The 23,609-nt window shown below is 61.7% G+C and carries 21 protein-coding genes and 1 pseudogene; 15 read left to right on the top strand and 7 right to left on the bottom strand.

Annotated features, from left to right (window positions below):
* Window positions 1-266: 266 nt before the first annotated feature.
* Window positions 267-873 (top strand): annotated as a pseudogene (locus ACFQ6X_RS01575) (IS5 family transposase); the annotation flags it as partial.
* Here ACFQ6X_RS01575 and ACFQ6X_RS01570 read toward each other — a convergent pair.
* On the bottom strand, window positions 789-1,070 hold the full coding sequence (locus tag ACFQ6X_RS01570; RefSeq protein WP_383174215.1) for a helix-turn-helix domain-containing protein: 282 nt from the start codon (window positions 1,068-1,070) through the stop codon (window positions 789-791). The pseudogene ACFQ6X_RS01575 and the gene ACFQ6X_RS01570 overlap by 85 nt on opposite strands.
* Before the next feature lie 74 nt (window positions 1,071-1,144).
* On the opposite strand from ACFQ6X_RS01570, the gene ACFQ6X_RS01565 reads away from it, so the two are divergent.
* The 10 genes from ACFQ6X_RS01565 (at window position 1,145) to ACFQ6X_RS01520 (ending at window position 12,703) form a co-directional block, all read left to right on the top strand.
* On the top strand, window positions 1,145-1,999 hold the full coding sequence (locus ACFQ6X_RS01565) for a hypothetical protein (RefSeq protein ID WP_383174212.1): 855 nt from the start codon (window positions 1,145-1,147) through the stop codon (window positions 1,997-1,999).
* A 108-nt stretch (window positions 2,000-2,107) separates the two neighbouring features.
* Window positions 2,108-2,551, top strand: a complete 444-nt coding sequence (locus tag ACFQ6X_RS01560; RefSeq protein ID WP_383174209.1) for a hypothetical protein — start codon at window positions 2,108-2,110, stop codon at window positions 2,549-2,551.
* On the top strand, window positions 2,548-2,742 hold the full coding sequence (locus ACFQ6X_RS01555) for a hypothetical protein (protein ID WP_383174206.1): 195 nt from the start codon (window positions 2,548-2,550) through the stop codon (window positions 2,740-2,742). Before ACFQ6X_RS01560 ends, ACFQ6X_RS01555 begins: the two co-directional genes overlap by 4 nt.
* Before the next feature lie 477 nt (window positions 2,743-3,219).
* Window positions 3,220-3,756 (top strand): hypothetical protein, encoded by a 537-nt coding sequence (locus ACFQ6X_RS01550; protein ID WP_383174203.1) that lies wholly within the window; start codon window positions 3,220-3,222, stop codon window positions 3,754-3,756.
* Between the two features lie 153 nt (window positions 3,757-3,909).
* Window positions 3,910-5,697, top strand: coding sequence for an ATP-binding protein (locus tag ACFQ6X_RS01545; RefSeq protein ID WP_383174200.1), 1,788 nt, complete (start codon window positions 3,910-3,912; stop codon window positions 5,695-5,697).
* A gap of 683 nt (window positions 5,698-6,380) precedes the next feature.
* On the top strand, window positions 6,381-7,841 hold the full coding sequence (locus tag ACFQ6X_RS01540; RefSeq protein WP_383174197.1) for a histone-like nucleoid-structuring protein Lsr2: 1,461 nt from the start codon (window positions 6,381-6,383) through the stop codon (window positions 7,839-7,841).
* Between the two features lie 5 nt (window positions 7,842-7,846).
* Window positions 7,847-9,985, top strand: coding sequence for a DNA phosphorothioation system restriction enzyme (locus ACFQ6X_RS01535; protein WP_383174194.1), 2,139 nt, complete (start codon window positions 7,847-7,849; stop codon window positions 9,983-9,985).
* 35 nt (window positions 9,986-10,020) lie between these two features.
* Window positions 10,021-10,185 carry a hypothetical protein gene (locus ACFQ6X_RS01530; RefSeq protein ID WP_352261066.1) on the top strand — a complete coding sequence of 55 codons (165 nt, stop codon included), beginning with the start codon at window positions 10,021-10,023 and terminating at the stop codon, window positions 10,183-10,185.
* Window positions 10,182-12,236, top strand: coding sequence for an AAA family ATPase (locus ACFQ6X_RS01525; RefSeq protein ID WP_383174190.1), 2,055 nt, complete (start codon window positions 10,182-10,184; stop codon window positions 12,234-12,236). Before ACFQ6X_RS01530 ends, ACFQ6X_RS01525 begins: the two co-directional genes overlap by 4 nt.
* Window positions 12,236-12,703 (top strand): DNA phosphorothioation-associated protein 4, encoded by a 468-nt coding sequence (locus ACFQ6X_RS01520; protein WP_352261064.1) that lies wholly within the window; start codon window positions 12,236-12,238, stop codon window positions 12,701-12,703. Before ACFQ6X_RS01525 ends, ACFQ6X_RS01520 begins: the two co-directional genes overlap by 1 nt.
* Before the next feature lie 75 nt (window positions 12,704-12,778).
* Here ACFQ6X_RS01520 and dndE read toward each other — a convergent pair whose 3' ends face one another.
* The 4 genes from dndE to dndB are packed head-to-tail and all read right to left on the bottom strand — an operon-like array spanning window position 12,779 to window position 17,897.
* Window positions 12,779-13,159, bottom strand: a complete 381-nt coding sequence (dndE, locus tag ACFQ6X_RS01515; RefSeq protein WP_383174187.1) for a DNA sulfur modification protein DndE — start codon at window positions 13,157-13,159, stop codon at window positions 12,779-12,781.
* Entirely contained in the window at window positions 13,149-15,176 is a 2,028-nt protein-coding gene (dndD, locus tag ACFQ6X_RS01510; protein ID WP_383174184.1) for a DNA sulfur modification protein DndD, read from the bottom strand. The genes dndE and dndD overlap by 11 nt, the downstream gene beginning before the upstream one ends.
* Window positions 15,163-16,761 carry a DNA phosphorothioation system sulfurtransferase DndC gene (dndC, locus tag ACFQ6X_RS01505; protein ID WP_383174181.1) on the bottom strand — a complete coding sequence of 533 codons (1,599 nt, stop codon included), beginning with the start codon at window positions 16,759-16,761 and terminating at the stop codon, window positions 15,163-15,165. The genes dndD and dndC overlap by 14 nt, the downstream gene beginning before the upstream one ends.
* The gene (gene dndB / locus ACFQ6X_RS01500; protein ID WP_252884062.1) at window positions 16,758-17,897 is read right to left on the bottom strand and encodes a DNA sulfur modification protein DndB; all 1,140 of its coding nucleotides are present in this window, start codon (window positions 17,895-17,897) and stop codon (window positions 16,758-16,760) included. Before dndB ends, dndC begins: the two co-directional genes overlap by 4 nt.
* 238 nt (window positions 17,898-18,135) lie before the next feature.
* Between dndB and dndA the strand changes: the two genes are divergently transcribed.
* Window positions 18,136-19,314 carry a cysteine desulfurase DndA gene (gene dndA, locus ACFQ6X_RS01495; protein ID WP_383174177.1) on the top strand — a complete coding sequence of 393 codons (1,179 nt, stop codon included), beginning with the start codon at window positions 18,136-18,138 and terminating at the stop codon, window positions 19,312-19,314.
* 25 nt (window positions 19,315-19,339) lie between these two features.
* On the opposite strand, the gene ACFQ6X_RS01490 is transcribed toward dndA, so the two are convergent.
* Complete coding sequence (locus ACFQ6X_RS01490) at window positions 19,340-20,776, bottom strand: DNA phosphorothioation-associated putative methyltransferase (protein ID WP_383174174.1); 1,437 nt, start codon at window positions 20,774-20,776, stop codon at window positions 19,340-19,342.
* Between the two features lie 220 nt (window positions 20,777-20,996).
* Between ACFQ6X_RS01490 and ACFQ6X_RS01485 the strand changes: the two genes are divergently transcribed.
* Genes ACFQ6X_RS01485 through ACFQ6X_RS01475 form a run of 3 tightly spaced genes read left to right on the top strand, consistent with a single transcriptional unit; the run spans window position 20,997 to window position 22,920 of the window.
* Window positions 20,997-21,356, top strand: coding sequence for a hypothetical protein (locus ACFQ6X_RS01485; protein WP_383174172.1), 360 nt, complete (start codon window positions 20,997-20,999; stop codon window positions 21,354-21,356).
* A 56-nt stretch (window positions 21,357-21,412) separates the two neighbouring features.
* On the top strand, window positions 21,413-22,579 hold the full coding sequence (locus ACFQ6X_RS01480; protein ID WP_383174169.1) for a hypothetical protein: 1,167 nt from the start codon (window positions 21,413-21,415) through the stop codon (window positions 22,577-22,579).
* Window positions 22,576-22,920, top strand: a complete 345-nt coding sequence (locus tag ACFQ6X_RS01475; RefSeq protein WP_382606014.1) for a hypothetical protein — start codon at window positions 22,576-22,578, stop codon at window positions 22,918-22,920. Before ACFQ6X_RS01480 ends, ACFQ6X_RS01475 begins: the two co-directional genes overlap by 4 nt.
* Window positions 22,921-22,963: 43 nt before the next feature.
* Here the strand turns inward: ACFQ6X_RS01475 and ACFQ6X_RS01470 are convergent, their stop codons facing one another.
* The gene (locus ACFQ6X_RS01470; RefSeq protein ID WP_383174166.1) at window positions 22,964-23,563 is read right to left on the bottom strand and encodes a hypothetical protein; all 600 of its coding nucleotides are present in this window, start codon (window positions 23,561-23,563) and stop codon (window positions 22,964-22,966) included.
* Window positions 23,564-23,609: the final 46 nt, after the last annotated feature.

Genomic DNA, 23,609 nt, shown 5'->3' with positions numbered 1-23,609 from the left:
GCAGGAGAGCCGGAACCGGTCCTCTCCGATCGCCCCGATGCGTTGGGCGGCGTTGCGTTTCTTTGGCACGGTCCCCCGGATCGCATGTTCCTGTCAGGCGGGCCGGGTGCGTCTGCTGCTCCCCCGGCCGCATCTGCTGCTCGTTCCTCATTGTCGCAGCCGCACCGGATCGCCCGCACAGATATCTGGTCACCGCGCAGCGGCACTCGCGGGAATCCTCATCCAGGCCAGCGGCAGGCTCGTTCCGGTCAGGGCCGCTGTTGGACTGGTGGGCGAGAGTACCGGGGTGCCAGCTGTTGGAGCATGTCCAGGTCCGCGACGATGGGGTCGGCGCAGTGGAGTGGACCGTCTCGGTCGACTCCACCACCAACCGGGCGCACCAGCATGCCGCCGACGCCCGCAAGAGGGGGCGGATGCCGGGACGGACTGGAAGATCCGGAACACTGGCAGACTCGCCAGGCGCTGGGGTGGTCCCGCGGGGGTCTGACCAATAAGGTGCATCTCGCTGGCGACGGCCGCGGACTGCCCCTGGCCATGATCCTGACACCCGGGAACATCAAAAACTCCACTGTCTTCGAGTCCGTGATGAACGCCGTCCGCGTTCCCGGTTGGCCCAGGACCCGGCCCGACCAGGTCTTGGCCGACCATGCGTACTCCAGCCGCGCGATCCGCACTGGACTGCGCGGGCGGGGAATCCGGGCCGTCATCCCCGAACGCGCCGACTAGATCGCCAACCGGAAGCGGCGCGGTTCCGTCGGCGAGCGGCCACCCGCTTTCGACACCGAAGGCTATAAGGCCCGCAACTTCGTCGAACGCTGCCTCTGCCGCCTCAAGCAATTCCGTGCCGTCGCCACCCGGTTCGACAAACTAGCCGACAGCGCCTTGGCCAGGGCCAGAATGAGCGAGGGGGACGCCTTGCGCACCCCGGACTCGAGCTTCTGGACGTAGCTGGGGGAGATCGCGACTTTCTGTGCCAGTTGGGCTGCGGACAGCTTCCGCGTCTTGCGTGCGATACGGAGGCGGTCTCCCAGCGTCAGGTTTTCGGGCTGCGAGGGGTGTGCTCGTGCCACGTCTGAGACGCCATCCCTGACTCTGCGTTCCTGGGCCGGTCGCCGCGCTGCGCCGCGACGGACGGTACGCGCCGATGGGCCCTCTACTCCCGGCCGTCATCACCGAGCTCACCCACCTCGCCCTGAACGGTCGCAACGGCGAGCGGGAGAAGGCGTACTGGCAACTCGCCCGCGCGTACCGCGCGGCGAACTCCCTGGCGCACAAGATGGGCCACCACGATCTGTCCGGCACCGCCCTGGAACGCGTCCGCTGGGCCGCCGATCGATCCGGCGACCCGCTGATGCAGTTCACCGCCGGCTACCTCGTCGTCGGCGCGATGCTCCGCCAGGGCGCCTACGCCCAGGCCCGCACCAAACTCCACGCCCTGCGGCGCGAACTCGAACGCCTCCAGCCCGAGCACTCCTACACCCAGCACGCGTTGGCCGTCGACGGGGCCATGCTGCTCAAACTCGCCGTCCTGGAAGCCCGGCAAAACAACGCCGAGGAATCCGAGACCTATCTCCGCGAGGCCGAGGCCGTCGCCCAGCTCGGCGGGAACAAGGACTCCCTCGCCTACGAGATGTCCTTCGGCCCAACCAACATCCGCATCCACGAGGTCCACACCCTGATCGACATGGGCGACACCGAGCACGCGCTCGCCCTTCTCGCCCAGTGGTCCGACACCCCCGGCCGCGACTGGGCGCCCCCGGCCACCACGGTCGGCGAACGCTCCAGCCACCACTTCATCGACGTCGCCTCGGCCAAACTCGGCGTCGGCGACCGCGCCGGCGCCTTCGCTGACCTGCGCAGAGCCCGCAAGGTCGCCCCCAACCACACCCGCTTCCACCCCTCAGCCCGCGAGACCTCCGCCGCGCTGCTGCGCATGGACACCCACCCCTCCCACGAACTCGCCTCGTTCGGCCGGTGGGCCGGAGTTACCACAACTTGAGCAATCTGTAAGGGGGTTCACCCTGAACAGGCGCGGACAGTCTGTCCGTGCGCGGCGCGGTAGGCGTGGAATGGTCTTCTCACCGACGATCGTGAGGAGGCCATTTCTATGCCGCAGGACCACCCCCGCGTCCCAGCGCTCCCGCCACGCTGGATGCCCATCGGTGACGACCCCGAACTCTGCTCCGTCGGCCAATGGTGGGACGTCATACGCGTCGACGAGACCATCGGCCTCCACGCCATCGATCTACTGCGCGCCGATGACGAGCCCGTCGGACCGGTGATCCTCGGCGAGGAGGGCACCACCCTGCGCCTGTGCTTCCTGGTCCCCAAGGGCACGGCCGCCACCTGGCAGGAACCCGGCACCGTCCCCCTCGGTCAGCGCTGCCATCTCGTCGTGCCACCCGCGACCGCCACCAACCCGCCGGGCCTGCACTGGCATGTCCCGCCCCAGGGGCCGCGGCTGCTCACTCGTCCCGCGGCCCTGGGGAGCGCGATCGGCAGGGCGCGCCGGATCGGCCGGCGACCGACAGGGGAGGTGCAGGCGCGATGACGCTCAGCGTTTCCCTCTTCGTGCTGACCGGCATCGTGGTGGTGGTGCTCATCCGGAGCGGGGTATTGAAGCCCGGTCCCGCCGTGGCGAGCGCGTTGTTCGGGTTCTTCCTCGCCAGTACCTCCATGGCGCCCGAGCTCACGCGGTTCGTTTCCGGGGTGACCGCGATGATCGGGGACATCAAGTTCTGACGCGGCGCCGCTCACGCGCACCTCCGCTGGAGGAACCGTGAGGGGAGGGTGCTGCGCAAGGCCGCCCCCGACGGGCTCGCCACCGCTGCCGTGCACGTCGAAACTTTGGAGAGGCAACTGGCCTTGCTGGAGCAAGGGGAGAGCGCTTCCGGCCTCTGGTTCCAACTCTGCTGGTCAGGCGCTCTGCACGCCGAAGTGGGCTGACTCCGAGGCCGGTGACACCCTTACGTGACGTGGTCCTGGTGCGTGCGTAGGTGCATGGGGCACCAGTCAAGTTCCGCTCCTTGTGAGGGAGTTCGGTCACCTGCTGTCCCATATGTAGGGAGGCCGTTCCACGGACGATCGTCAGTGGGATGGGCTACCTTTCAGGTACTTGCTGATGCCCGAGTCGACCAGATGGCGACGAGGGCCAAAGGGACAGCAGGTCACACCAACATGGGCCCACCGTATAGTCGGCGGGTACCAAGAGGGAGAGCTGTGAAGCTCCAGCTGTGTCACGTGCGGATCGACGCGATGTGCCGCCTGTATGAGATGTACGAGCACGGGCCGCGGACCACCGCCTTCATGGATCAGATCGACACCGCACTCAACTTGGCCCTCGGAGAGAAGCGGGCCGCAGACAACCCGAACTTCCTCTGCCGCAGTCTCCTGCGTGACGCACGCCGGACCAACCGCCGCTCCAGGGACAACTCCCGCGCAGCAGCAGCGGGCCGGCCCCTGGCCGATGCACGCCACCGTCGCCTGGTGTCGTACGCATCTGACGGTGCCGTAAACGCCGAACTGGTTTCCTACATCACTCCGGAAGAGAGCGTCCTCGCGGACGAGATCATCCAGGAACTGAACGACTACGCACTTACGCTCGGCGCACACGGCACCGAATGCCTCCGGGGGTTGATTCAAGGGGAGCCTGCCGCTGTTACGGCAGAGCGGGCAGGGGTATCGGTGGCAACGATTGACCGCGCACGTCGTTCGCTGCGTGAGTTCACCGAGAAGCTGATCGTTCCCCAGTCATAGTGGGCTGCCCCGGATAGCCCCGTTGTTCCACAACGGTCGGCTGCCACCCACTTGAGTTGGTGGGGTGACCAGGCAGACAGCAGGAGGTCACCCCACCCTCATCACCCCCCACCTTTTCCGAAGTGCCTGATAACTCCAAAACATCCAAGTGACGTGCTGTACAAGTCGAACGACACAGTGCAAGGCGCTGTGAGGAGGAAATCCGTGATTGACGTCCAAGGCAAAGCCATCCCAGTTGTTCTCTCCGGCCAGGCCCTTATGAGCCTGAGGGAGTCCGGCTTCAACTTCCCATCCGCTGTGGGCGAGGTAGTCGACAACAGCATTGAAGCCAACGCCAACCATATTCAGATCGTGACCGAAGAGGGTCAGCTGAACCGAAAGAAGGTAATCAGGCAGATCGCCTTCATCGATGATGGGAAGGGCATGGAGGAGGCGACGCTTCATCACTACCTTCAGCTCGGCTTCTCTACGCGCTTCATGTCGAACGACACCATTGGCAAGTTCGGAGTAGGGGCGAAGCTCGCGGGTCTCAGCGTGGCGATGCGCATGGAGGCGTGGTCGCGGGTTGAGGGAAGCGATCATATTCAGCACGTCCGCTTCGACCTGGGCGAAGCTGTGAGGGATGAGAAGAACGGGCGCGAGGTTGGTATTGAGCCGCCGGATGAAGAGCCCATCCCGCCTCACCTTCTTGCGTACTTCCCGGAGGGATCAGGCACTCTGGTGCTGTGGTCCGAGATTGACCGAGTGTCGGATGGGCAGGGTAGGAGCACCCCTGACCATGTACGCAATGAGCTCAACAAGGAACTCTCCCGGGCATTCCGGGAGTTCCTCAGCGGCGGTATTCGAATCACGGTTGATGGACTTGACCTTCGGCCGCACGATCCCACGTTTCGCAGGCAGGGGACTTGGGCGGACTACGTGCTGACGGAGGAACTCCGTCGGAGCTCGAAACTTCCCAACCAAACTGGGAACTACCACTTCGAACCACAGGTCTTCTTCGATGAGGAGGTCCCTGTCGAAGGAACGAGCCACAAGATCCACGTATCGATCACCCTCGCACCGCCCGAGGCCCTTCGTCACAAGGGATCCGGCGGCGACGCAATGGCGAAGCAACTGCGTCTGCCCGAGAACGAAGGAGCAATCAGCTTCCTCCGCCATGACCGTGAGATCAGTTACACGATGGTTCCTCGCCTGTACCCCGGGGGCGTGCAGACTCCAGATCGGTTCATTGGGTTCGAGGTCCGCTTCACTCCCGAGTTGGATCGACTCATGGGAGTCCGCAACGTGAAGAGGGGGGCTGTCCCCTCCGATGAGCTGCGGAAAACGCTGCGTGACATCGCCAAGAAGATCATTCCCGGCGTCCGTGCGGAGCTGCAAAGGATCTGGGGGCAGCAGGACAGGGAGCGCGCTGAGAATTCGGGAGAGCATGCGCCTATTGCTGAGGCTGTGAAAAAAGCAGACCGGACGATGCCGAAGTCCAGGATCAAGTCCATGCCCACACCCATGGAGAAGGCGCGGGCATATGAGGACATGGCAAAGGATGCTGGCAAGGCCCACACGGTGGAACAGAAGGACGCCTACGTCCAGGGGATTGCAGATCTGCCGTTCGTGATTGAAACGGTCGACTTCCCGGGCGATCAGATGTTCGAGATCACCCATCTTGGTGAGCAGACCTTCATCCGCCTAAATGAACGGCATGTCTTCTACCGCGAGATGTACCAGCCGCTTCGAGAACTCGCTGGAGGTTCGAACGGAGATGGCGCCGGCAGTAGCGTCTCGTCGACAGCCAAGCGTGCCATGGAGGCAATCATGCTTCTCATCGTGGCGTACGCCAAGTCGGAGACGCAGCACGGGACGCCCGACGAGCAGTACGGGGAGCTGCGGAAGCATTGGGGCAGTTTCACTCAGCTGTACTTGAATAAGATCAAGGATGTTCTTTAGGTCAATCGCAGTGGGCGAGTCTCCGCGCGAGTGGATCTTTTGATTGGTGACTAGTGGTGGGTGGGAACGAAGAAATGTCATCAGAGGGAACGGGGCGAAAGGCTGCTACGTGGATTCATCACTTTCCGTGGGTGGAGTACCTAGGTGCGCAAGAGCTCCTCAAGCTTCAGCGACTCGGTGGGCCTGTTGAATGGTGGGCCAAAGAAAGCCCTGCGGAAACAGGGGCGAGGCGCCCCTCAATGGACGATGTGTTCGAAATGTTTGGTTCCTTCATCTTGTCTCGGCGAGACTCCTTGGACGAGCGAATCGGCCTATTGATTCCATCGGTTCCAGACGGAATGGCGCTAGAAGGCCTACTTGGACCGGAAGGTATCAGAGATGGGGCACTGACTGAGCTCAGGATTCGGAGTATCAGTGACTTCCGAAAAATGACACCGCGAAACCTAATTATGGAGTTGCCGAGGCTCTCGAGGCGGGAAATTGCGAAGATCTTGGGAGAGTGTATGCGCGCTGCGTGTCTGGGTGCGAGTGCTCCTCCTGCCCCCTCAGTAGACGATCCTCTGGTTGCATGGATTGCTGATCTGGATCATGAGAAGAGACGAATTCTCCTTCGTGAACTTTGCGCAGGCGAACCACAACAAGTCGTCACTTGTGACGCAGTGCAAAGTTCGATGCCAGGGCGCATGCAGGAACTCTCGGAGGTTATAGGGCAACTATTTGAAAATGCTGTAGCAGAGTCGAGCGAATTGGCTGCAGTGACGGAAATCTTCGATCATGCAGTGGCAGCCCCAGTTCCTCATGGCTCGCTCCTGAATCGGCTTCCCTGGCTAGAGAAGGTGGTTCCTGGTAGTGAGGTGAATTCTCTCTCCGTGCTTTCGATCTTGCGGAGGGTTAGTATCGATGGGGAATGGATTTACCGAGGAGACCTACACCAGGAGCGGAGATTGACTCTGGAGGCCCTCGGCATTGAACCTGATGAGGTTATGTCTGTAGACGTTTCCAGAAAGATTCTTAGCCGGCAGGGATGGGACGGATCCGATCTGGATTCATGGCTGGACTATTGTGGGCTCGCGAACGTTAATGGGCAGTTGAGTCTTCGTAAATCCGAGGTTGCCGATCGAGCCAGTGGGGATAGGTCGCCCGCAGGTACTTCCCTAGAGAGCAATTGCGAATCTTCTGCGCGGGAACCTGATTTTAATGCATTTGTTGGGGAAGTGCGAGCTTCTACTGAAGTAAATGTAAAGGCGGCGCATGGGCGGCTTCCTGATATTCGAACATGGGCGCGCCAAAGTGGCTACGAGATTGCAGATCGAGGACGCATTCCACAGGTAATCCGAGAGGCTTATGATGCTGCGGTGGATGCTTCTGGGTCGTCGGCGCCTCAGGAAGCTTTGGTGGCGACTTCCGCTGCGATCCGGGGGGGTCACAGAACTCTCTTGAGCGAGCTTGATTCCTTGGCTTCAACGTTGAGTCAAGATGATTCGGGTGTGACCCTCGGGTCGCTATTGGAGGGCAGGGAGCAGCTGTCGGCTCATGTGCAAGAGATCGTGTATCGAATCTTCGGCGCCAAGCTCAGCGGCAACAGTTGGGTAGTGGATGCAACTTCGGCGATCGAAATCAAGACTATTGAGGGCGAAGATGGCGAAGCACGTTGCGAGAATCCTAGGCGTGGGACACTAAAGGGTCGAGCATGGGACATCCTGAAGGAGGCGAACCATCCGCTATCGCTCGCCCTCCTCGTGTCACGAATGGGGGGTGTGGTCAATGAGAGTTCCTTGAGAGTCCAATTGGGTCCCGATCCCAGGTTTACGCGGAGTGATATTGACTCGTGGGCCCTTGTGGAATGGAATCTACGTCCGTATACCAGCGTGAGAGAGCTCGTTGAGGAGGAAATCGATAAGGCTGGTGGAAGTGTTTCCAGTGAGCAGTTGGTCCATGACTTGATGCAGGCTTTTTCCATTAAGGAATCGACTGTGCGTCAGGTTATATCGTCTCCTCCGTTCACTGCTCGCGGCGGAAGTGTCCGACGTTTGAGTGACTCGGTACAGGGCGAGGATCAATATGGAGCGTCAGACCAGCAGGAAAAGGTTGTTGGCGAAAGCGTTGGCGGAGAACTCGCACGGGATCTTGGATTGGACTTCTAGTGGGTATGTCTGGATCTCTTCGGCTCACTGATTTTTCTGAAGACTATCGCAGCGACCGAGGCAGCGTCGTCGACGAGTTCTATGTGCCAGCCTTGAGTGTTTCCAATTCCTATGACCGCGCCGTAGGATATTTCACTGCTTCGATTCTGGCGATAATCGGCGAGGGGATTGAGGGGCTTGTTCGGCGCGGCGGCAATATGCGAATTGTGGCATCGCCATACCTGCTCCCTGAGGATGTCGCTGAAATTGAAGACGGTTACGAGTTGCGAGCCGTGATGGAGAGGGCCGCTATTCGTGACATGGAGCGCGCCATTGAGGAGCCCAGCGCCGCCCGAGGGCTTGGGAAGCTGGGTGCGCTTGTTGCCGAAGGGCGCCTTGACATAAAGCTCGCCTATGTCACCTCGGCGAATCGGGTTGGCATGTACCACGAAAAGATCGGCGTATTCCGCGACGAGCGGGATCTCGTGGCATTTAAGGGGAGCGCGAACGAAACCCTGTCGGGCCTGATCGGAAACTTCGAGTCTATTGAGGTCTTTCGCAGTTGGGACGATCGTGATCGCGAACGGGCGCTGCGCATTAGCAGGCACTTCGATGACCTGTGGGAGGACCGGACCGCCAGGCTTCGTGTTATTCCATTCACCGAGGCAGCCAAAAAGCTCATTGAGCGCAGTGGTCAGATGGCAGCTGGCATTGGGGGACCTGAGGACATCGACCACGACGGTGCTCCCATCACTGTCACGCCTGAGATCAACTTCGGCATGCTGACGATCCCGCCGGAGCTTCAGGTTCGCGAATACCAGAAACGGGCGGTGGGGAACTGGTTCGCTGAGCAGGGCCGGGGCATTCTCCGGATGGCGACTGGTACTGGGAAGACGCTTACTGCTCTGTCCGCGGGGGCCCAGGTGGCCAAGATCTTGCACAAAGCCGGCGAGCCGCTGCTCACCGTTGTTGTCGCCCCGTACCAACACCTTGTTGACCAATGGGCGAAGGACGTTGAGTGGTTCGGCGTGTCCCCTATCCGGGCCTACGAGTCGACGGCGTCCTGGTTCGGCAGCGCTTCGCACCTCTTGGATGCTATGGCGCTGGGCGCCAGCCACGGTGGCGTGATCATCACGACGAACAAGACCTTCGGTGATGTTGCGTTCCAGAAGATCCTCAGTCGATTCCGCGGACGTCTGCTCCTCATTGCGGATGAAGCTCACAACCTCGGTGCCCGGCACATCAGCTCGAAGCTTCCGGACAGTGCTGAGTTTCGGCTTGGTCTGTCAGCCACCCCGGAACGCTGGTTCGACGACGAAGGAACGGCCGCCCTCACGGACTACTTCGGGGATGTGGTCTTCGAGATGGGGATCGGTGAGGCCATCAAGGCCGGAGCGTTGTGCCGGTACACGTACATGCCTGTGATCGTTGAGCTCGACGAGGAAGAAACCGAGCTGTACGTGGAGATCACCGAGAAGATTGCAAGGATCTTCGCGGCGCAAGAGGGATCGGAACGGGCGGATGAGGACACCGTTCTGGGTGCGCTGCTGCGCAAGCGGTCCAACCTTTTGGGACACGCCCGCGCCAAACTTCCAGCTCTTAAAAGGGAGATCGAGAAGCGTGGGGACGACTGGTACCAGCTGCTCTACTGTGCGGAAGGAAGGCACCCACTTTCATACGAGGATGGGGCGCCCGAAGAACTTGCACAGATCGACCTAGTGCTGGATCTCGTTGGCAACCGGTTGCGCATGCCGGCGGCGCGGTACACAGCGGAGACGAAGCGTCCGGAGCGGCGTCAGGTGTTGCAGCGCTTTGCTGATCGCGAACTACAAGTCGTCGCCTCGATGCGGTGCCTGGACGAGGGCGTCGATGTGCCCGCAGCCCGCACCGCCTATCTACTTGCCAGCTCGACTAACCCACGCCAGTTCATTCAGAGGCGTGGGCGTGTGCTTCGGCAGGCGCCTGGTAAGGACATGGCCGACATCGTTGACTTCATCGTTGTTCCGCCAGAGGGCGTAGCGATGATCCGGGACACCACTGAGCGCAGCATGGTGGCGCGTGAGCTTGCCCGGGTCACCGAGTTTGCCCACCTTGCAGAAAACGAGGCAGAGACGCTCGACATTCTCAGGCCGCTGCGTATGCGCTACGGCTTGCTCGACATCTGAACATCATCACATTTGCATCGAACTGAGGAGTTGGCGTGAGCGAGAAGAGTACTGCGCAAGACGTGTTGGGCAAGCTGTCTCCCGATGGGGTGAAGCTCGCGAAGCGTGTGATCGAGCTTGAGCGAGAGTACCTGCACATCAGGAACTCGAATGCCGTCGTCAACGAGCTAGTTGCCGCCGTGAAGGGACTCATTAAGTGAAGCTCCTCAAGCTGACGCTCAACAACTTCCGTGCGTTCTACGGCCATCAAACCCTTGACCTCAGTGTCGAGGAGGGAAAGCCGGCGGTACTCATCTTCGGTAACAACGGTGCAGGAAAGACGACGCTCCTCAATGCGTTCGCCTGGACGCTGTACGGCAAGTTCTCCGACGATGTAGAACAGCAGCATCGAGTCATCCATGACCAAAAGTGGACGGAAACTCCTATCGGGAGTCCGGTGAGTGCTTCAGTAGAGCTCAAGTTCGAGCACGCCGGAGTCGTCTTCTCAGCTTTGCGTGAGGTAACTGCGGTCAAGGACTCTGAAGAGCAGACCGCGACACCGGCCTCGCTTGCCCTGACCGAGGTTAAGAACGGCGAGAGTAAGCCGGTTCCGAACGGTCAGGACCGTATCGAGAAGATCCTCCCTGAGGGACTGCGTCGATTCTTCTTCTTCAACGGTGAGCGTATGGAGAAGATGTTCACCGGCGAGGAGAGTAACGACGAGGTCAAGCAGGCCATCAAAACGCTGATGGATCTGGAGCCGATGGAGCGCGCGATCTCCGAGCACCTGCCGGCAGCTGCCCGCCGCCTAGGTAGAGAGATCGGGAAGGGAAGCGACACTCGCCTTCAGCAGCTCCAGGCACAACAGGAGAGCCTCGAGCAGCAGCAGCTTGATGCCCGTAAGCGCGCGCTTTCGGTCTCGAAGGAGATCAGCAGTTACGAGCGCGAAGTCAACGAGATGGAGCGCGCACTGCGTAGCCACGCGGAGTCGAAGCCGTTGCAGAACGCGCGCAAGAAGCTTGAGTGGAAGATTGGGGAGGCGAACAGTCAGCTTGTGGCTAGGCAGGCGCGCAAGCGCGAGGTCCTATCCAAGGGAGGATTCCTTGCCTTCACGTCCGGCGTGGACGAGAAGGTTATTGGTCTTGCGGATTCCATGAGGGAGCGCCGCGAACTCCCAGCTGGTATCCAGCGCGACTTCATTGATGGGCTGATCGAAGACGGGGCGTGCATGTGTGGCACGCCCGTACCGCATGGGAGTTTGGCCTACGCAGAGTTGGACAAGCGCCGCTACAACGCGGGACTTCAGGACGTTGAGGCGCGCTGGATGTTTGTCAGTGGCCAGATGAAGCACCTTAGCGAGGCGCGGCAAACGTTGCTCGGTGATCTTCGGCTGGCGGCTGTCGAGATCCAGACCTGCCAGGACGATATCAAGCGCCTCGAGGAGGAGAAGAGCGAGATCGACCGCCAGCTTCAAGGTGTGAACATCCAGGACGTTCAGCGTCTTGAGCAGAAGCGTAAGGAGTACGACGAGAAGCGCATCGACGGGATCTCCGAGCACCGTCGTCTCGAAGAGAAGGCTGCTGAATTCGACTCGGAGATCGAGAAAGTGAAGCGACAATTCCGGTCTGCCACGGCCGAAGATGAAGCTTCGAGGAAGGTGCAGCGGCAGGTCAATCTCGTGAACGAGGTGTTGGAAACCTTCAAGGAGGCGCTTGAGCTGAAGACAGAGGAAGTTCGGGAGCAGCTCGACGCCAAGGTCAAGGAAGTCTTCTCCCGAATCTTCATCAAGTCCTACGAGCCTGAGCTCACTGACTCCTTTGAACTGCTATTGAAGTCTAAGGCCGGAATTGCGATCCGGAGTACTGGTGAGAATCAGGTGCTTGGCCTGTCCTTCGTCGGTGCGGTCTCGGAAATCGCAAAGCAGATCCATCAGCGTAAGGCTAAGGGCGGCGATGACATCTTGGGTGATGGAGGAATCTACCCCGTCGTCATGGACGCTCCTTTCGGCAGCCTTGACTTGACCTATCAGAAAGAGATCTCGCAGGCATTGCCCAAGCTCACCTCGCAGATCGTCACCCTGATCTCGAACTCCCAGGCGCGCGGGGAAGTGTTGGAGAACCTTCAGGGGGCGGCCACGCGTATGTACGTCCTTCGCTCGGTGACCCCCAACACCGGTGCTGAGCAGGAGACGATTGAGATCAACAGCCGCGCAGTTCCGTACGTCTCGCATGGCGAGTTTGAGCACACGGTTTTGGAAGAGGTGACTGTCTGATGGCGTACGAGGATCGTTTCCGGAGGCCGACTGCCCACGAGGACCTGATCGGTGCCCTGGCCGGCAAGGACGGGCCGTTCAGCGCGATGGTCGACGTGCTCATGTTCGCCGCAGTACTTGGGCGCCACAAGGGGAAGCGTGAACGTTTCGACAAGGCAGGCGAACCGATTCGTCTGTCGGTCATGGAAGGACGTCAATACGGCGACGTGCTCATGGACATGATTGCTGTGGTTGAAGATCCAGACGATCCGAAAATCCTTGCTGATGAGCGTCAGCCGGAGCGAGTGCGGATCTTCGAGGAGTACGCGAACGGTGGGCTGAACTTCATCCAGGGCGAAGTCAACGCGAGCGGGGGAAGGGATTACGTATCGATCATCAGCACGCTGGTGATGGACACCCTGACAGCCCCCGATGAGCGTCAGAGCGACGTCTCGGAGCTGATGAAGGCAGCTTCCCTGGACTGGTAGGTGCGGTCTCCTGCAGAAGCGGGGAGGGAGCAGGAATCAGCTGCCCCCTCCCCACCCCAGGGCGCGGGAGTGGGCTCAATGAGCTACGACGGAACGAAGTAGCCCGTCGACCGTACTCATCTCCTTGTGCCCACCGAGATAGCCGATGCCGCGGTGCAAGTGCACAGTCAGGGCTTTGGCTACATTCTCGTCAGTCGGGTCATCGCCGTCGGAGACACAGCGCTGCTTGAGGAGCGCCAGGTAGATGTCGCGGTGTTGGCCGGCGAAGGTCTTCCATGTCATCTCGACGTTGGAGTCCGCGACGATCTCCTTGACGAGGGGCGTTGACGGGTCCTTGAGGGACAGAGCGAGAGCCCAGCGGCACAACACGTTCCACTGAGTAATGCCCGTGGTGCGCTTCAGCCGTACCAGTCGGTCCTTGGCAGGCTGGGAGAGGCGGACGTTATCAAGCGACATGGGAGGCTCCTGCGTTCCACCAGTATCCCTCGACGGCGGTGGTCGTGAAATTCGTGTCGTCGTGGACCAGGGTGTAGGTGTGGGCGACGGACTTCTGCAAGCGGCCCAGCAGGTACTCGTCAATCTCCTCGTCGGTGGAGAGCAGCAGAACCTGGTCGCTGGCGTACGGGAAGTAGCGGTCGACAAGGTGTTCGCGGTGGCGGCTGTCCAGGCGGCCGAGAGGGGTGTCGATGACGCTGGGCAGGCGGTTGCCTGCGACCTTCATCAACCCCCAGAGAAGGGAAACCGCGAGGATCTGGCGCTCGCCAGCACTGAGGCGTCCCGGGTCGACCGGTTCGCCAGTGGAGTCGGACAGCGAGAGCGTGAACTTGTCGGTGTCGATGCGCAGGTCCTGGACCAGACCCTGTTTTCTCATGAGCTCCTTGAAGCTCTGCAGTACGGCGACCTCGAGGCTGCTGATGTGGCGGTGGAGCAGGACTTCACCGAAGCGCTCCAGAGTGGCACGAGCCTTCTCCGAGTACCGGATGATGCGTTCGACTTCTTCGGCCTTGACCTTGGTCCGCACGAAATTGTTGTGGGCTCGGTCGAGGGCCGCGGTGACGTATTCGCGACGCCGCTTCAGTTCCGTGATCAGTTCCTCGGTGCGAGCGATTCCAGCCTGGATACGAGAGAACTCCTGGAGCTGCTCCTCCCGTGCTTCCTGAAGGGCTTCCACCTTGCTCTGCTCCGGGACACCCGCCAACTGGCGATCCAGCTGATCCACTTCCTCAGCGGCAGACGTAGTCAGCGCCAAGAGCTCGGCGGCCCGGTCCTTGTCGCGCCCGAGGAGTTCGTCCAGTACGGAGAGCTGAGCCAAAGCATCGTGGGGGAGTTCGAGGTCTACCTTCAGCGTGGTCGATTTTGACCGCTTGGCCCGGTCTTCCTCGAGCTTCCTTATGACTTCGCTCTTGGCATCCTCGGGCAGCATGTTGAGCAGCCACTTGTCCCGCTCTACCAGGACATCGAGGACCTGACCGGCCTCTGCGGCCGACTGTTCTCGCTTGGCCTGCTTACGTACGTCCTTCAGCTGCGGACCCATCAAGAGCAGAGGAAGCGGTCCAGCAGCGATCTGGACCAGCGAGGAACGTAGGTCCGCGAGGTGCTCGGCAGCCCGCTTCTGTTCCTGCTCAAGTTCCACACGACGTTCGAAGAGGCCGCCGCCTGCGCTCTTGAATGCTTGCTCCAAGGACTCGAGCTCGCGTTTAGCTCGGCCCAGTACAATCTCGCGCTGCTTCAAGTCCTGGGAGGCTACATCGAGTTGAGTCTGTACGGACTCCTGCTCCTCCTCTTGCTCATGGATGCTGTCTATCAGGTGCTGTTCCTCGTCGGACAGCTTCTGACGACGTTGCAGCGCAAGCAGGTCAGTACGGAGCTGCTGAACGGTACTCACGCCGAGGAGCGAGTGGACAGCAGATTCGATGACCGAGGCGGCACGTTCTGGGTCCGCGAGGGACTCGATCTTCTCGCCATCGAAGAAGGACAGTGAAGCGACCTCAAGAGGGAGGAGGTCTTCGATGTGATCCGCCCATCCCTCACTGAGCAGCCGGCTGTACTTGGTGTCGGGCTGGGCGAGGCGGCCAGGCTTGGTCTGGTCGCCGTAGTCCTCGTCCACGAGGACACTGAGGAACTCCTTGAGCGACTTCCCGCTGGTGTACCAGTTGCGGACGACCTTGTAGTAGTGCTCCTTGCCGCCCACCGCGACGGTGAACTCCAAGGTGACCGACGAGCCGCGGGTGGGGTCGTGCTGGCGGTTGATGCTCTCACGGAGGAATGTCTCATACGGCTTGTTACCGCGACCGCTGCATCTGGCGCGGGGGCCGTACAGGGCCAGCTGGATAGCGTCGAGCAAGGTCGTCTTGCCGCAACCGTTGAGGCCGCCGATCAGGATGATCGGCTTGTTCTTCTTCACGGTGAGGTCAAGCGACTGCTTACCCCGATAGGCCCCGAACTCTTCTAGGGTGATTTTACGCAGGAGCATCGATGTCGGTCTCTTCGTCGAGAGTCGGGTTGGTTGCCACGTCCGAGCGCCACTTCTTCTTGCGCTGAGCGAAGGCGTACGCGTCGTCACGGTCCTCGTAGAAGCCCTTTTGAACGGCTCCCTCGAGTGCCTGGAAGAGGCCGGAACGCCTAGACATCGTGCGGTACTTGCGCTCTACGGAGAGCAGCTCGCGCACCATGTCGTAATGCAGTTCGTCGCCATCACAGACTTCCTTGAGAAGGTCCATCTCGTCTGCGCCCATGACGAGTTGCTCATCGAGCGGACCGCCGGGGAAGTCCTCACCAGTGGTCTGCTTGTAGATCTTCGGTACGGAGTCCTCGACCTCGTGCTTGTCGAAGACCCAGATGCGCCGGATTTCGTGAAGTTCGGCGAGGGTGATCAGCTCGATGTTACTGACGTGCTCCGGGGCGTGGGCCCGGATCCAGGTCTGCGCGGTCAGTAGGTCTGTGAGCCACTTCTCCCGGTACTCCTGGAGATAAGGGCCATGGATGACAACGTCCTCGCCGTCGCTACGGCGCTCAAAGATATTCACTTGGCCGTTCATACGGCGGAAGTCACGAGCCGGCTTGTCGGGGCGAGGGTGAGGGAGCTTCTTTCCTGGCTGGTAGTCAGGGTCCTCCTTGTCCTCTACGAACCCGAAGGGAGAGTCCAGTTTGTCTCGTAGCTCCAGGAGCGGGGTCATCCACTCCTTCTCGTCGTCGTTTCGGATCATCGCCGTCATGGACTTGTCTTGCTCGACCAGAGTGCAAGTCCAGCAGCCGAAGCGGCTGGAACCGCAGGAGGGGGTGGTCGAGTCGACGACGAGCGGGCATTCGCCATCCTCTGAGGCGCCCTGATACATGCTGAGCAGGTCGTGGTTGTTGTATCCCCAGGGGTTGGGCTTCTGCATCAGGAATTCCCACACGTCATCGTTGGTCCAGTCTTCGACCGGGCTGTAGACGAGCGAGTTGGGGAGGTTCGCGTTAGGGGATAGGCGGTCGCGTACGCGCCGCTTCTCGTGCTTTTCCATCGCACGCGCACGGGCCTGGCTCTCGGTCTTCCGGATGCCGAGGACCATGATGGCCTCGCCGTGGGCAGCCACGACGTTGCGGATGAACGAGTTCGAAGGCTTGATCTTCAGTCGCTCGGTGCACCAGCGGAACTTCGGGCGGGGCGCAGGGTAGCCACGACCGATGAGGTTGACCCAGAAGGTGTCCTTGACTTCGGGGGTCAGGCGATGCGGTTCGATGGGCAGACCCTGAGCCGTGGCGGCCTTCTCCATCGCCTCCAGGGACGTGGTGACCCAGGCGGCCACCACAGGGTTCTCGACCAGGGTATCCGTGCTGATCACGTGAACCGTCTTGGTGAGCTTCTCTACCGGCAGATCCTTGAGCGCCGTCCAGACCAGCTGGAGGACGGCGGTGGAGTCCTTGCCACCGCTGTAGCCGATGACCCAGGGGACCTCGTCCGCGGTGTACAACTCGCGGATCTCGTCAGTCAGAGCGGTTTCGACCTCGCCGAGTGAGCGGCCATCGAACGCCAGCCGCCGGACAGTTGGGATGCCAAGAGGTAGAGGGGTGTTCATGCTTCGCCTCGCAGGTAAGCGTCTTCCACCCGCTGTTCCTCAGGGCTGAGCTCGAGCCCAAGGTGCTTACGCAGGTAGGTGACGGTAAGGGTCACATTCTGGTGGCTCTTGGACACACGGCCACCGACGATGGCGCGCCCTTCCCAGTCGCTGTTCGACCGGGTCCAGTCCACGTTCTTGAGGGGAGAGAGCTGCTTCCTCCACTTGGAAGGCGCAGTGGAATCCCGGAACAGGGAGTTGCCGATGCGTCCGAGAGCATGGAGCGCGATGCCATGACTGTGGATGAAGTCTCGGCGCATCTCCTTGGCGGAGAGCTCACGGTTGCGAACCATGGCCCACTCCGGGGTGGCTTCATCGATCGTTTCCCAATAGGACTGGGCGAGATCGGTAGCAGCCTCAGGCTCGAGGTTAAGCCCTTGGAGGAGAGCCTGGGTGCCGTAGTAGAGCGCGCTCAGGGTGAACATCATCCGGGAGCCTGCCGAGAGGTTGCTCTTCTCCATCTCGATGTAGCCCTTGAAGATGGTCGACCGTCCAGCCATGACGCGTACGACTTGGGCGGAAAGATCCCGGTGGTCGTAGAGGACACCGATGGAGCGTGCGGGGCGGACCGCGTGCCGATTGAGGTCAGCGAACATCTGCTGCGACCGAGCTAGACCGTCGTCATGAAAGAAGACGACGGCGATCGTTTCCTCGCCGAGGTCGGGGTTCTCCTTGAGCGCGAGCTCGATAGCGGCGCGACGGTGTTGCCCGTCGTTGATCAAGAAACGGGAGTCCATGGGGATGTGGAGGTGACCGGTTCGGAAGCCGGCGCCATCAGTGCTGTGACTTTCGAAGTCCATGTTGCCGTCTACGGAGGCAGTGAGTGCGCTGAAGACGTAGTCGCCCGGGTTGTCCAGGATGTACTTGGACAGGGCGGGGAGGCGCCCCTTGTTGAGGACGCGCTGAGCCCTTAGTTCAGGGGGGAGTTCGTCCTCATCGAAGATGAAGATCTTGGGGATCAGGCGCAGAGGGCACATCGAGACGTAGAACTCTCGACCAGCCTGGATCCCGCGGATCGCGGGGAAGGTGTACTCGAACCCCGCGGACGTACGTGGGGCGACGACTCGGGTCGCAGGTGCCACAGCTTCGTTCTCCACTTCGGCAACTTTAACGCACTCGGGCTGACCGCTGACCCTCGGTTGACGTACCGAGGTGTCCTCCCGTGTGTGCAGGTCGCTGGGGAGGTAGCGCACGCGATCGACGAGGTGCGCGTACGGGCTTTTGCTTACTGCCACGCGTGGGGATGACGAGCGGCGAGTCTGGTGTTGATGTACGCGAGGTGTCTTGCTGTGCGCTGACACCTCCGACGTGTACGTTAACCGATTGACGTAAGCGATGGCAGGAAAAACGTCCTGGAAGTGGGTAGCTGTTGTGGTGGCGTATCTCGATGTGGCGGCGACGACACGGGTCGACCCCCGAGTCGCTGACGTGGTCCTCCACTGGATGACCGAAGATTTCGGGAACGCCGGCAGTCGTACTCACGAGTACGGGACTCGCGCCAAGAAGGCGGTGCAGGAAGCGCGGACTTTCCTGGCGGGGACGGTCGGAGCTAAGACGGAAGAGGTCATCTTCACGAGCGGAGCGACTGAGTCGAACAACATCGCCCTGCTCGGGATGGCGCCGTACGGGGAGAAGAACCAACGGCGGCACATCATCACCTCCGCCATCGAGCACAAAGCGGTCATCGAACCCCTCGTGCACCTGCAGAGCAAGGGCTTCGAGGTGGACTTCCTCGAGCCGGGGCTGTCAGGGCGGATCGCCACGGAGGCCGTGCTCGAGAAGTTGCGCCCGGACACACTCCTGGTCTCCCTCATGCACGTGAACAATGAGACCGGCGTGATCCAGCCCGTCGCTGAGCTTGCTGAGGAGCTGCGGGGGACGCCGACCTACTTCCATGTTGATGCCGCGCAGGGGTACGGGAAGCTTCCAGAGGACCTCAAGGCGCCCATCGACATGATCAGCATCAGCGGCCACAAGGTGGGGGCACCGAAGGGTGTGGGTGCGCTTGTCACCCGCCGCCGGGGATGGGACAAGACTCCGCTGGAGCCGATCATGTTCGGCGGGGGACAGGAGAGGAAACTCCGGCCCGGGACGCTAGCAGTGCCGCTCATCATGGGGCTCTATGAGGCAGCCAAGGTCTTCCAGGAGGGGCAGCCGCGCTGGGAGCGAGAGGCTCTCGCAATGCGGGAGCGCATGCTCGCCGCTCTCGGTAAGACGCGCTTCCACATCAACGGAGACGCGGATCACTCCGTACCGCACATCCTGAACGTGACTTTCGATGGCCTGAACGCCGAAGCACTGATCGTCCGGGTTAAGGATCAGGTCGCGGTCGCTACTGGGTCGGCGTGCACCAGCGCCTCCTACACACCCAGCCATGTCCTGACCGCAATGGGGCTACCGGACGGTGTAGCCAATAATGGGCTGCGGTTCTCCTGGTTCCCGAGCCAGGTAGCGGACTTTGACCCGGAGGAGTTCGCGGCGACAGTCGTGCGGATGCAGCCCGACGCTCCCTGAGGGGTGCCGGACACGAGGCGGGAAATCAGTCATTTGCGCGACGCACCAGACGGTGCCCGCGCAGGTCACGTCCGCAGCGGACCAGCTCGGCTTCCCACCCATTCTCGGTGCCGATGAGGTGCGGGTGTTCGTACAGGCCGGCTCTCAGCTCTGCCTGCGTCAGACGCTCGTATTTTGGGGCGTCCGGGTCGCCTGGCGCCAGGAACTCATGCTTGCGGTGGAGCAGCGGGCGGTTGGCGGAGTTGGCATAGGAGATGTGCGAGGTCTCCAGGGATCTCAGGTCTACGAGGTACGAAGACGAGATCCGCGGATGCGGGTCGGCATCGAACTCTGGGTAATCGAGCCAGCTCACTGCTCGTCCCTGGTGCTTCAGCTTGGCGATGGTCCATTCCTGGGGGCGTCCGGCGGCGATCGATGCACAGTGCTCGTACAGGCGGAGGACGGTCGGCATCTGATCGATTGCGCGATGATGCACGTAGAGAGAGGTCGGGGTGAGCTTGCCGACGGCGGATGCGTGCATCGCGCCGCGGACATATGCGTCGTCCCGGAGCTTGAGGAGCAGGCGGTCGGAGCGCTGGCACGCCTCCTTGTACGACGAGAAGAACGACCGAACGTCAAGCTGCACGCTGAAGGGCAAGCTGCCGAAGGGGCCGCGGCCACTGAAGAGCTCGACGGCCAAGAACAGGAGCGTGTTCAGCGTGGTGCGTTTCCCGCCGTCCTTGACCTTGTCGCCGTCGACGGAGTCGCGGATGAGGCGCCGGAGCTCGCCGGATTTGAGACGAGACAGCTGCTCGGCCATGGGGCGCGGCATTTCCTCGACGCGCGGTGGGCGACCGCGGCGCTCGACGTAGTCGGCTAGCGAGGCGATGGCCGAATTGGTGTCTTCGGAGGCCAGCCACTCGGCATCAGGGACGATGCGATGCGCGAGGTATCCGAGGCGTGCAGCATCGTCCTTGAATGCATAGACGATGCCCGGGGCGGCGGAGACGCAACGGGTGCCAGTGACCTCCTCGATGTAGTTCCGGAGTTCGCTGGAGCCAAAGAGGCGCTGGAACGTTTGCCGGCTGGTGAGCAGGCCGTCGCCGAACTCCTGGCCTCGCACCTTGGCCTTCTCCCACGTCAGGCGCGCTGAGACGATTAGAACCGTAGTGGCGAGTTCCCAGGCTTGCTTCAGGGTCTGGCGGCGTTCGGCGGCGTCCTCAATGACGTTGAGGACGTATGTGAGCAGTACGACGTCGGATGGGACGAGCGGGACTTCCGGGCTGTAGTACGGATCCCATCCGGTGATGCGGCAGTCGAGGCGTTCCAAGGACCTGACGTCTCCGCCGCGCCCGCAGCCGTAGTCGAGGACAGTGCGGTCGGGGGTGAGTTGGCGATCGGCCAGAGCTTGGCGGGCGGGTACTGAGAGCGCGTTGCGGCCAATTGCGGTGCGGCGGCGGTCGCTGTTCCAGGACTGCTGCATGTCGTCCTCGTTGGTCCAGGAAGGTGACGGACGCAGCATAGCCAGCGCGTGATGCTCATGGAGCTAACCTCGATTCTTCAGTGGAGTGCGGTAGTTGACCTGCTCGGCAGGTCGCCCGTAACGACCTCGGGTCGTTCGAGGCGCGCTGGCGCGTGTCGCCGCGGGTGGGATGGGTTCCACGGGCCCGGAGTGCTGCCGGTCTTCTCCTCGCATCGGACGCGTGCTGCCGCAGGCCTCTGTGGAGCGCGTCGACGAGCAGCTCGTCTCGCTTGCCGACATCGCCGCGCGGGCCGGCCTGAGCCATGAAGCTGTGTGCCTGTGGGCAGCAGGGAAGAGGCGTACCCAGGGTGAACCGTTCCCGGCTCCCCGTGCCCAGGTGGGTCAGGGGCGGACCGCCACCAAGATCTGGAGCGGGCCGGAAGTTCTCGTGTGGTTCGAGGCCCACTACTGCCTCGACCTCGAGCCCGACACGGTCTATCTCATGCCGCAGCAAGTGGCACGTCTCAACGCTCTTCTTCAGGGGAGTGGGGAGGGGTGCTGGCGACCTTTGGCAACGGCCAGCGGCACACGCACGCTCTGAATTCCCCTGCAGTCACGGTCTTCACGCTGCGAGGGGAACCTCAGTATGCTCCTCATATGCAAGTAAAGAAAGCAGCGCTGGAGCAGCACATTGCAGTGTTCGGCGAGAGCGGCAGCGGGAAGACCGTCATGCTCTCCTCCTTCTATGGAGCCACGCAGGAGCCTCAGTACCTGCAGAAGAGTCTGTTCCATGTCGTGGCGGACGAAATGGGACAGGGCACTCGGCTGCATCGAAACTACCTTGGCATGAGGGAGTCGGCGCGACTGCCCGCAACCAACCGTTTCTCCGCCACGTCCTATTCTTTCTCGGTCAGGCTGAAGGACGGGTCCGAAGCCAAGGCCAATAAGGCCAGGCCTTTCGACGCCCTGCGCCTTGTCTGGCACGATTACCCGGGTGAGTGGTTCGAGGAGGACGTGAGCGGGCCGGAGGAGGCCCAACGCAGAGTCGACACGTTCATGTCCTTGCTGGGCTCTGATGTCGCTCTCCTGCTGGTGGACGGTCAGCGGTTGCTGGACAACGCCGGACAGGAAGAGCGGTACCTGAAGTCGCTGCTGACCAATTTCCGTAACGGACTGCTGTCGATCAAGAGTGATCTGCTGAAGGACGGCAAGCCGCTCGTCGAATTTCCGCGTATCTGGATCATGGCACTGTCAAAGTCCGATCTGCTGCCGAAGCTGGACGTGTTCAAGTTCAGGGATCTCCTTGTGGAGAAGGCCGGCGATGACATAGTCGAATTGCGTGATGTGATCGCTGGGCTGGTGGAGGCCAGCGACGCGTTGTCCGTGGGTGAGGACTTCGTGCTGCTTTCGTCAGCGAAGTTCGGTGCAGAAAAGATTGAGGTGACCAAGCGCGTCGGTCTGGAGTTGATCCTCCCGCTGGCCGCCATGCTTCCATTCGAGCGCCACGTCCGATGGGCCCAGTTGAAACAAGTCCCTGTGAAGGTGGCGGAGAGTCTGCTGGGCGGGGCGGGAGCTTTGGCCGCTGCGCTGGTCGGTAGCAAGGTCAAGCTGCCTGGTGCGGTAGGTCTTTTGCGTAACGTCGTTGGCCTCGTGCTCTCGAAGGAAGTCTTGAACGAGGCGGCCAAGGTGGCAGGGGATAAACTCAAAAACATCAACTCAGAAGCGATGGCCAAACAGAACTACCTCACCGCCACGTTGACCCGCTTCCGGATGGACCTGGACAGGGGAGAAGAGGAGCAGGTGTTTCTGAGGAGCGTCAAGTGAGCCTCATCTGGGCCACGCGTGGGCGGACCTGGGGTTTCCGGTTTCTCCGTGACGGGGGATTCGGGGATCCACTCCAGGTCTACGACGACGCCTTCTCGGGTGTCGGGGACGAGCCGGAAGTCTGGCGGCGCGTCGCCGAGAAGGGGGCGCTGCGTTTCCCGGATCCCTTGGGACGCAAGGACAGGGCTGGCAGAATCATCCCCCACGAGTTCGTTGTCCTCGGGCCCTTGGCCAATGAGGTCGACTCGGTCGAGGATGCTCGTCAGCTGGTCTGGCCCCAGGTTGCCGACGTATTCAGCCGCATCTGGGAAATGCCCGAGCCGCCCTCGCCCGGCGAATGACTTCAGCGACACAATTGCCGCTGCCGCCGGGCGGTGAGTCGCGTCACGCTCGCTGCCTGCGTGCAAGGCGGTAGACGCCGTAGGTGATGCCCAAAATGATGTCCACGGCTACCCAGAGAGCGATGATGAGGCCTACTCCGATCGCGGTGCCGACGTCGCCTGCGTTCTGACACGTGGTAAGTGCGTCGCCGACCATTCCCTCGCAGGAAGCGTGATCGTTGCTGTTGGCACCGGTAATGATCCAGACCAGGAAGAGCGCCTGTACGGCCAGGAAGACCCAGAGGAAGATCCGGTGGTGCTTCTTCCTGACGTCGGTGCTCGGCGGATGTTCTTCTTCGGGGGGTCCCCAAGCGGGGGTCGGAGCGGTACTCATCAGCAGACGCCTCCTCAGCAGGCGCACGCCCCGAGGCTTTGGTTGGGAGTCAACGCTACGCCGATTTCGGTCGGTCCGCCCATGAGGGGATCCGGCCGCACGCGTGCCGAGGTCGCCTTCCAGGACGCGGCGGCCCGGTTCGCAGCGGCCATGGTCGGCATGCCGGACGAGCGGGACGACGTGCGGTCCGGCGGAGGCAGACGGCACACACGGGTCACGGCTGCTCGGCGCGTAAGAAGTCATCTCATTGGCTCGGTAGCTGTTGTCCATGGTGTGGATTGTTGAGCGTTTGGTGCGGGAGGAGCTGTGGGAGCTG

This window comes from Streptomyces sp. NPDC056452 (assembly GCF_042796085.1).
GTDB lineage: Bacteria > Actinomycetota > Actinomycetes > Streptomycetales > Streptomycetaceae > Streptomyces.
This window is presented reverse-complemented; position numbering and strand designations above follow the sequence as displayed.

Bases quoted from the DNA above. Each gene is read 5' to 3' on its own strand.
- dndE (WP_383174187.1), bottom strand. From the start codon at position 13,159: ATGTCGCTTGATAACGTCCGCCTCTCCCAGCCTGCCAAGGACCGACTG.
- dndC (WP_383174181.1), bottom strand. From the start codon at position 16,761: ATGAACACCCCTCTACCTCTTGGCATCCCAACTGTCCGGCGGCTGGCG.
- dndA (WP_383174177.1), top strand. From the start codon at position 18,136: ATGGCAGGAAAAACGTCCTGGAAGTGGGTAGCTGTTGTGGTGGCGTAT.
- ACFQ6X_RS01555 (WP_383174206.1), top strand. From the start codon at position 2,548: ATGACGCTCAGCGTTTCCCTCTTCGTGCTGACCGGCATCGTGGTGGTG.
- ACFQ6X_RS01560 (WP_383174209.1), top strand. From the start codon at position 2,108: ATGCCGCAGGACCACCCCCGCGTCCCAGCGCTCCCGCCACGCTGGATG.
- ACFQ6X_RS01490 (WP_383174174.1), bottom strand. From the start codon at position 20,776: ATGCAGCAGTCCTGGAACAGCGACCGCCGCCGCACCGCAATTGGCCGC.
- ACFQ6X_RS01480 (WP_383174169.1), top strand. From the start codon at position 21,413: ATGCAAGTAAAGAAAGCAGCGCTGGAGCAGCACATTGCAGTGTTCGGC.
- ACFQ6X_RS01470 (WP_383174166.1), bottom strand. From the start codon at position 23,563: ATGGACAACAGCTACCGAGCCAATGAGATGACTTCTTACGCGCCGAGC.
- ACFQ6X_RS01535 (WP_383174194.1), top strand. From the start codon at position 7,847: ATGTCTGGATCTCTTCGGCTCACTGATTTTTCTGAAGACTATCGCAGC.
- ACFQ6X_RS01540 (WP_383174197.1), top strand. From the start codon at position 6,381: ATGCAGGAACTCTCGGAGGTTATAGGGCAACTATTTGAAAATGCTGTA.
- ACFQ6X_RS01565 (WP_383174212.1), top strand. From the start codon at position 1,145: ATGGGCCCTCTACTCCCGGCCGTCATCACCGAGCTCACCCACCTCGCC.
- dndD (WP_383174184.1), bottom strand. From the start codon at position 15,176: ATGCTCCTGCGTAAAATCACCCTAGAAGAGTTCGGGGCCTATCGGGGT.
- ACFQ6X_RS01520 (WP_352261064.1), top strand. From the start codon at position 12,236: ATGGCGTACGAGGATCGTTTCCGGAGGCCGACTGCCCACGAGGACCTG.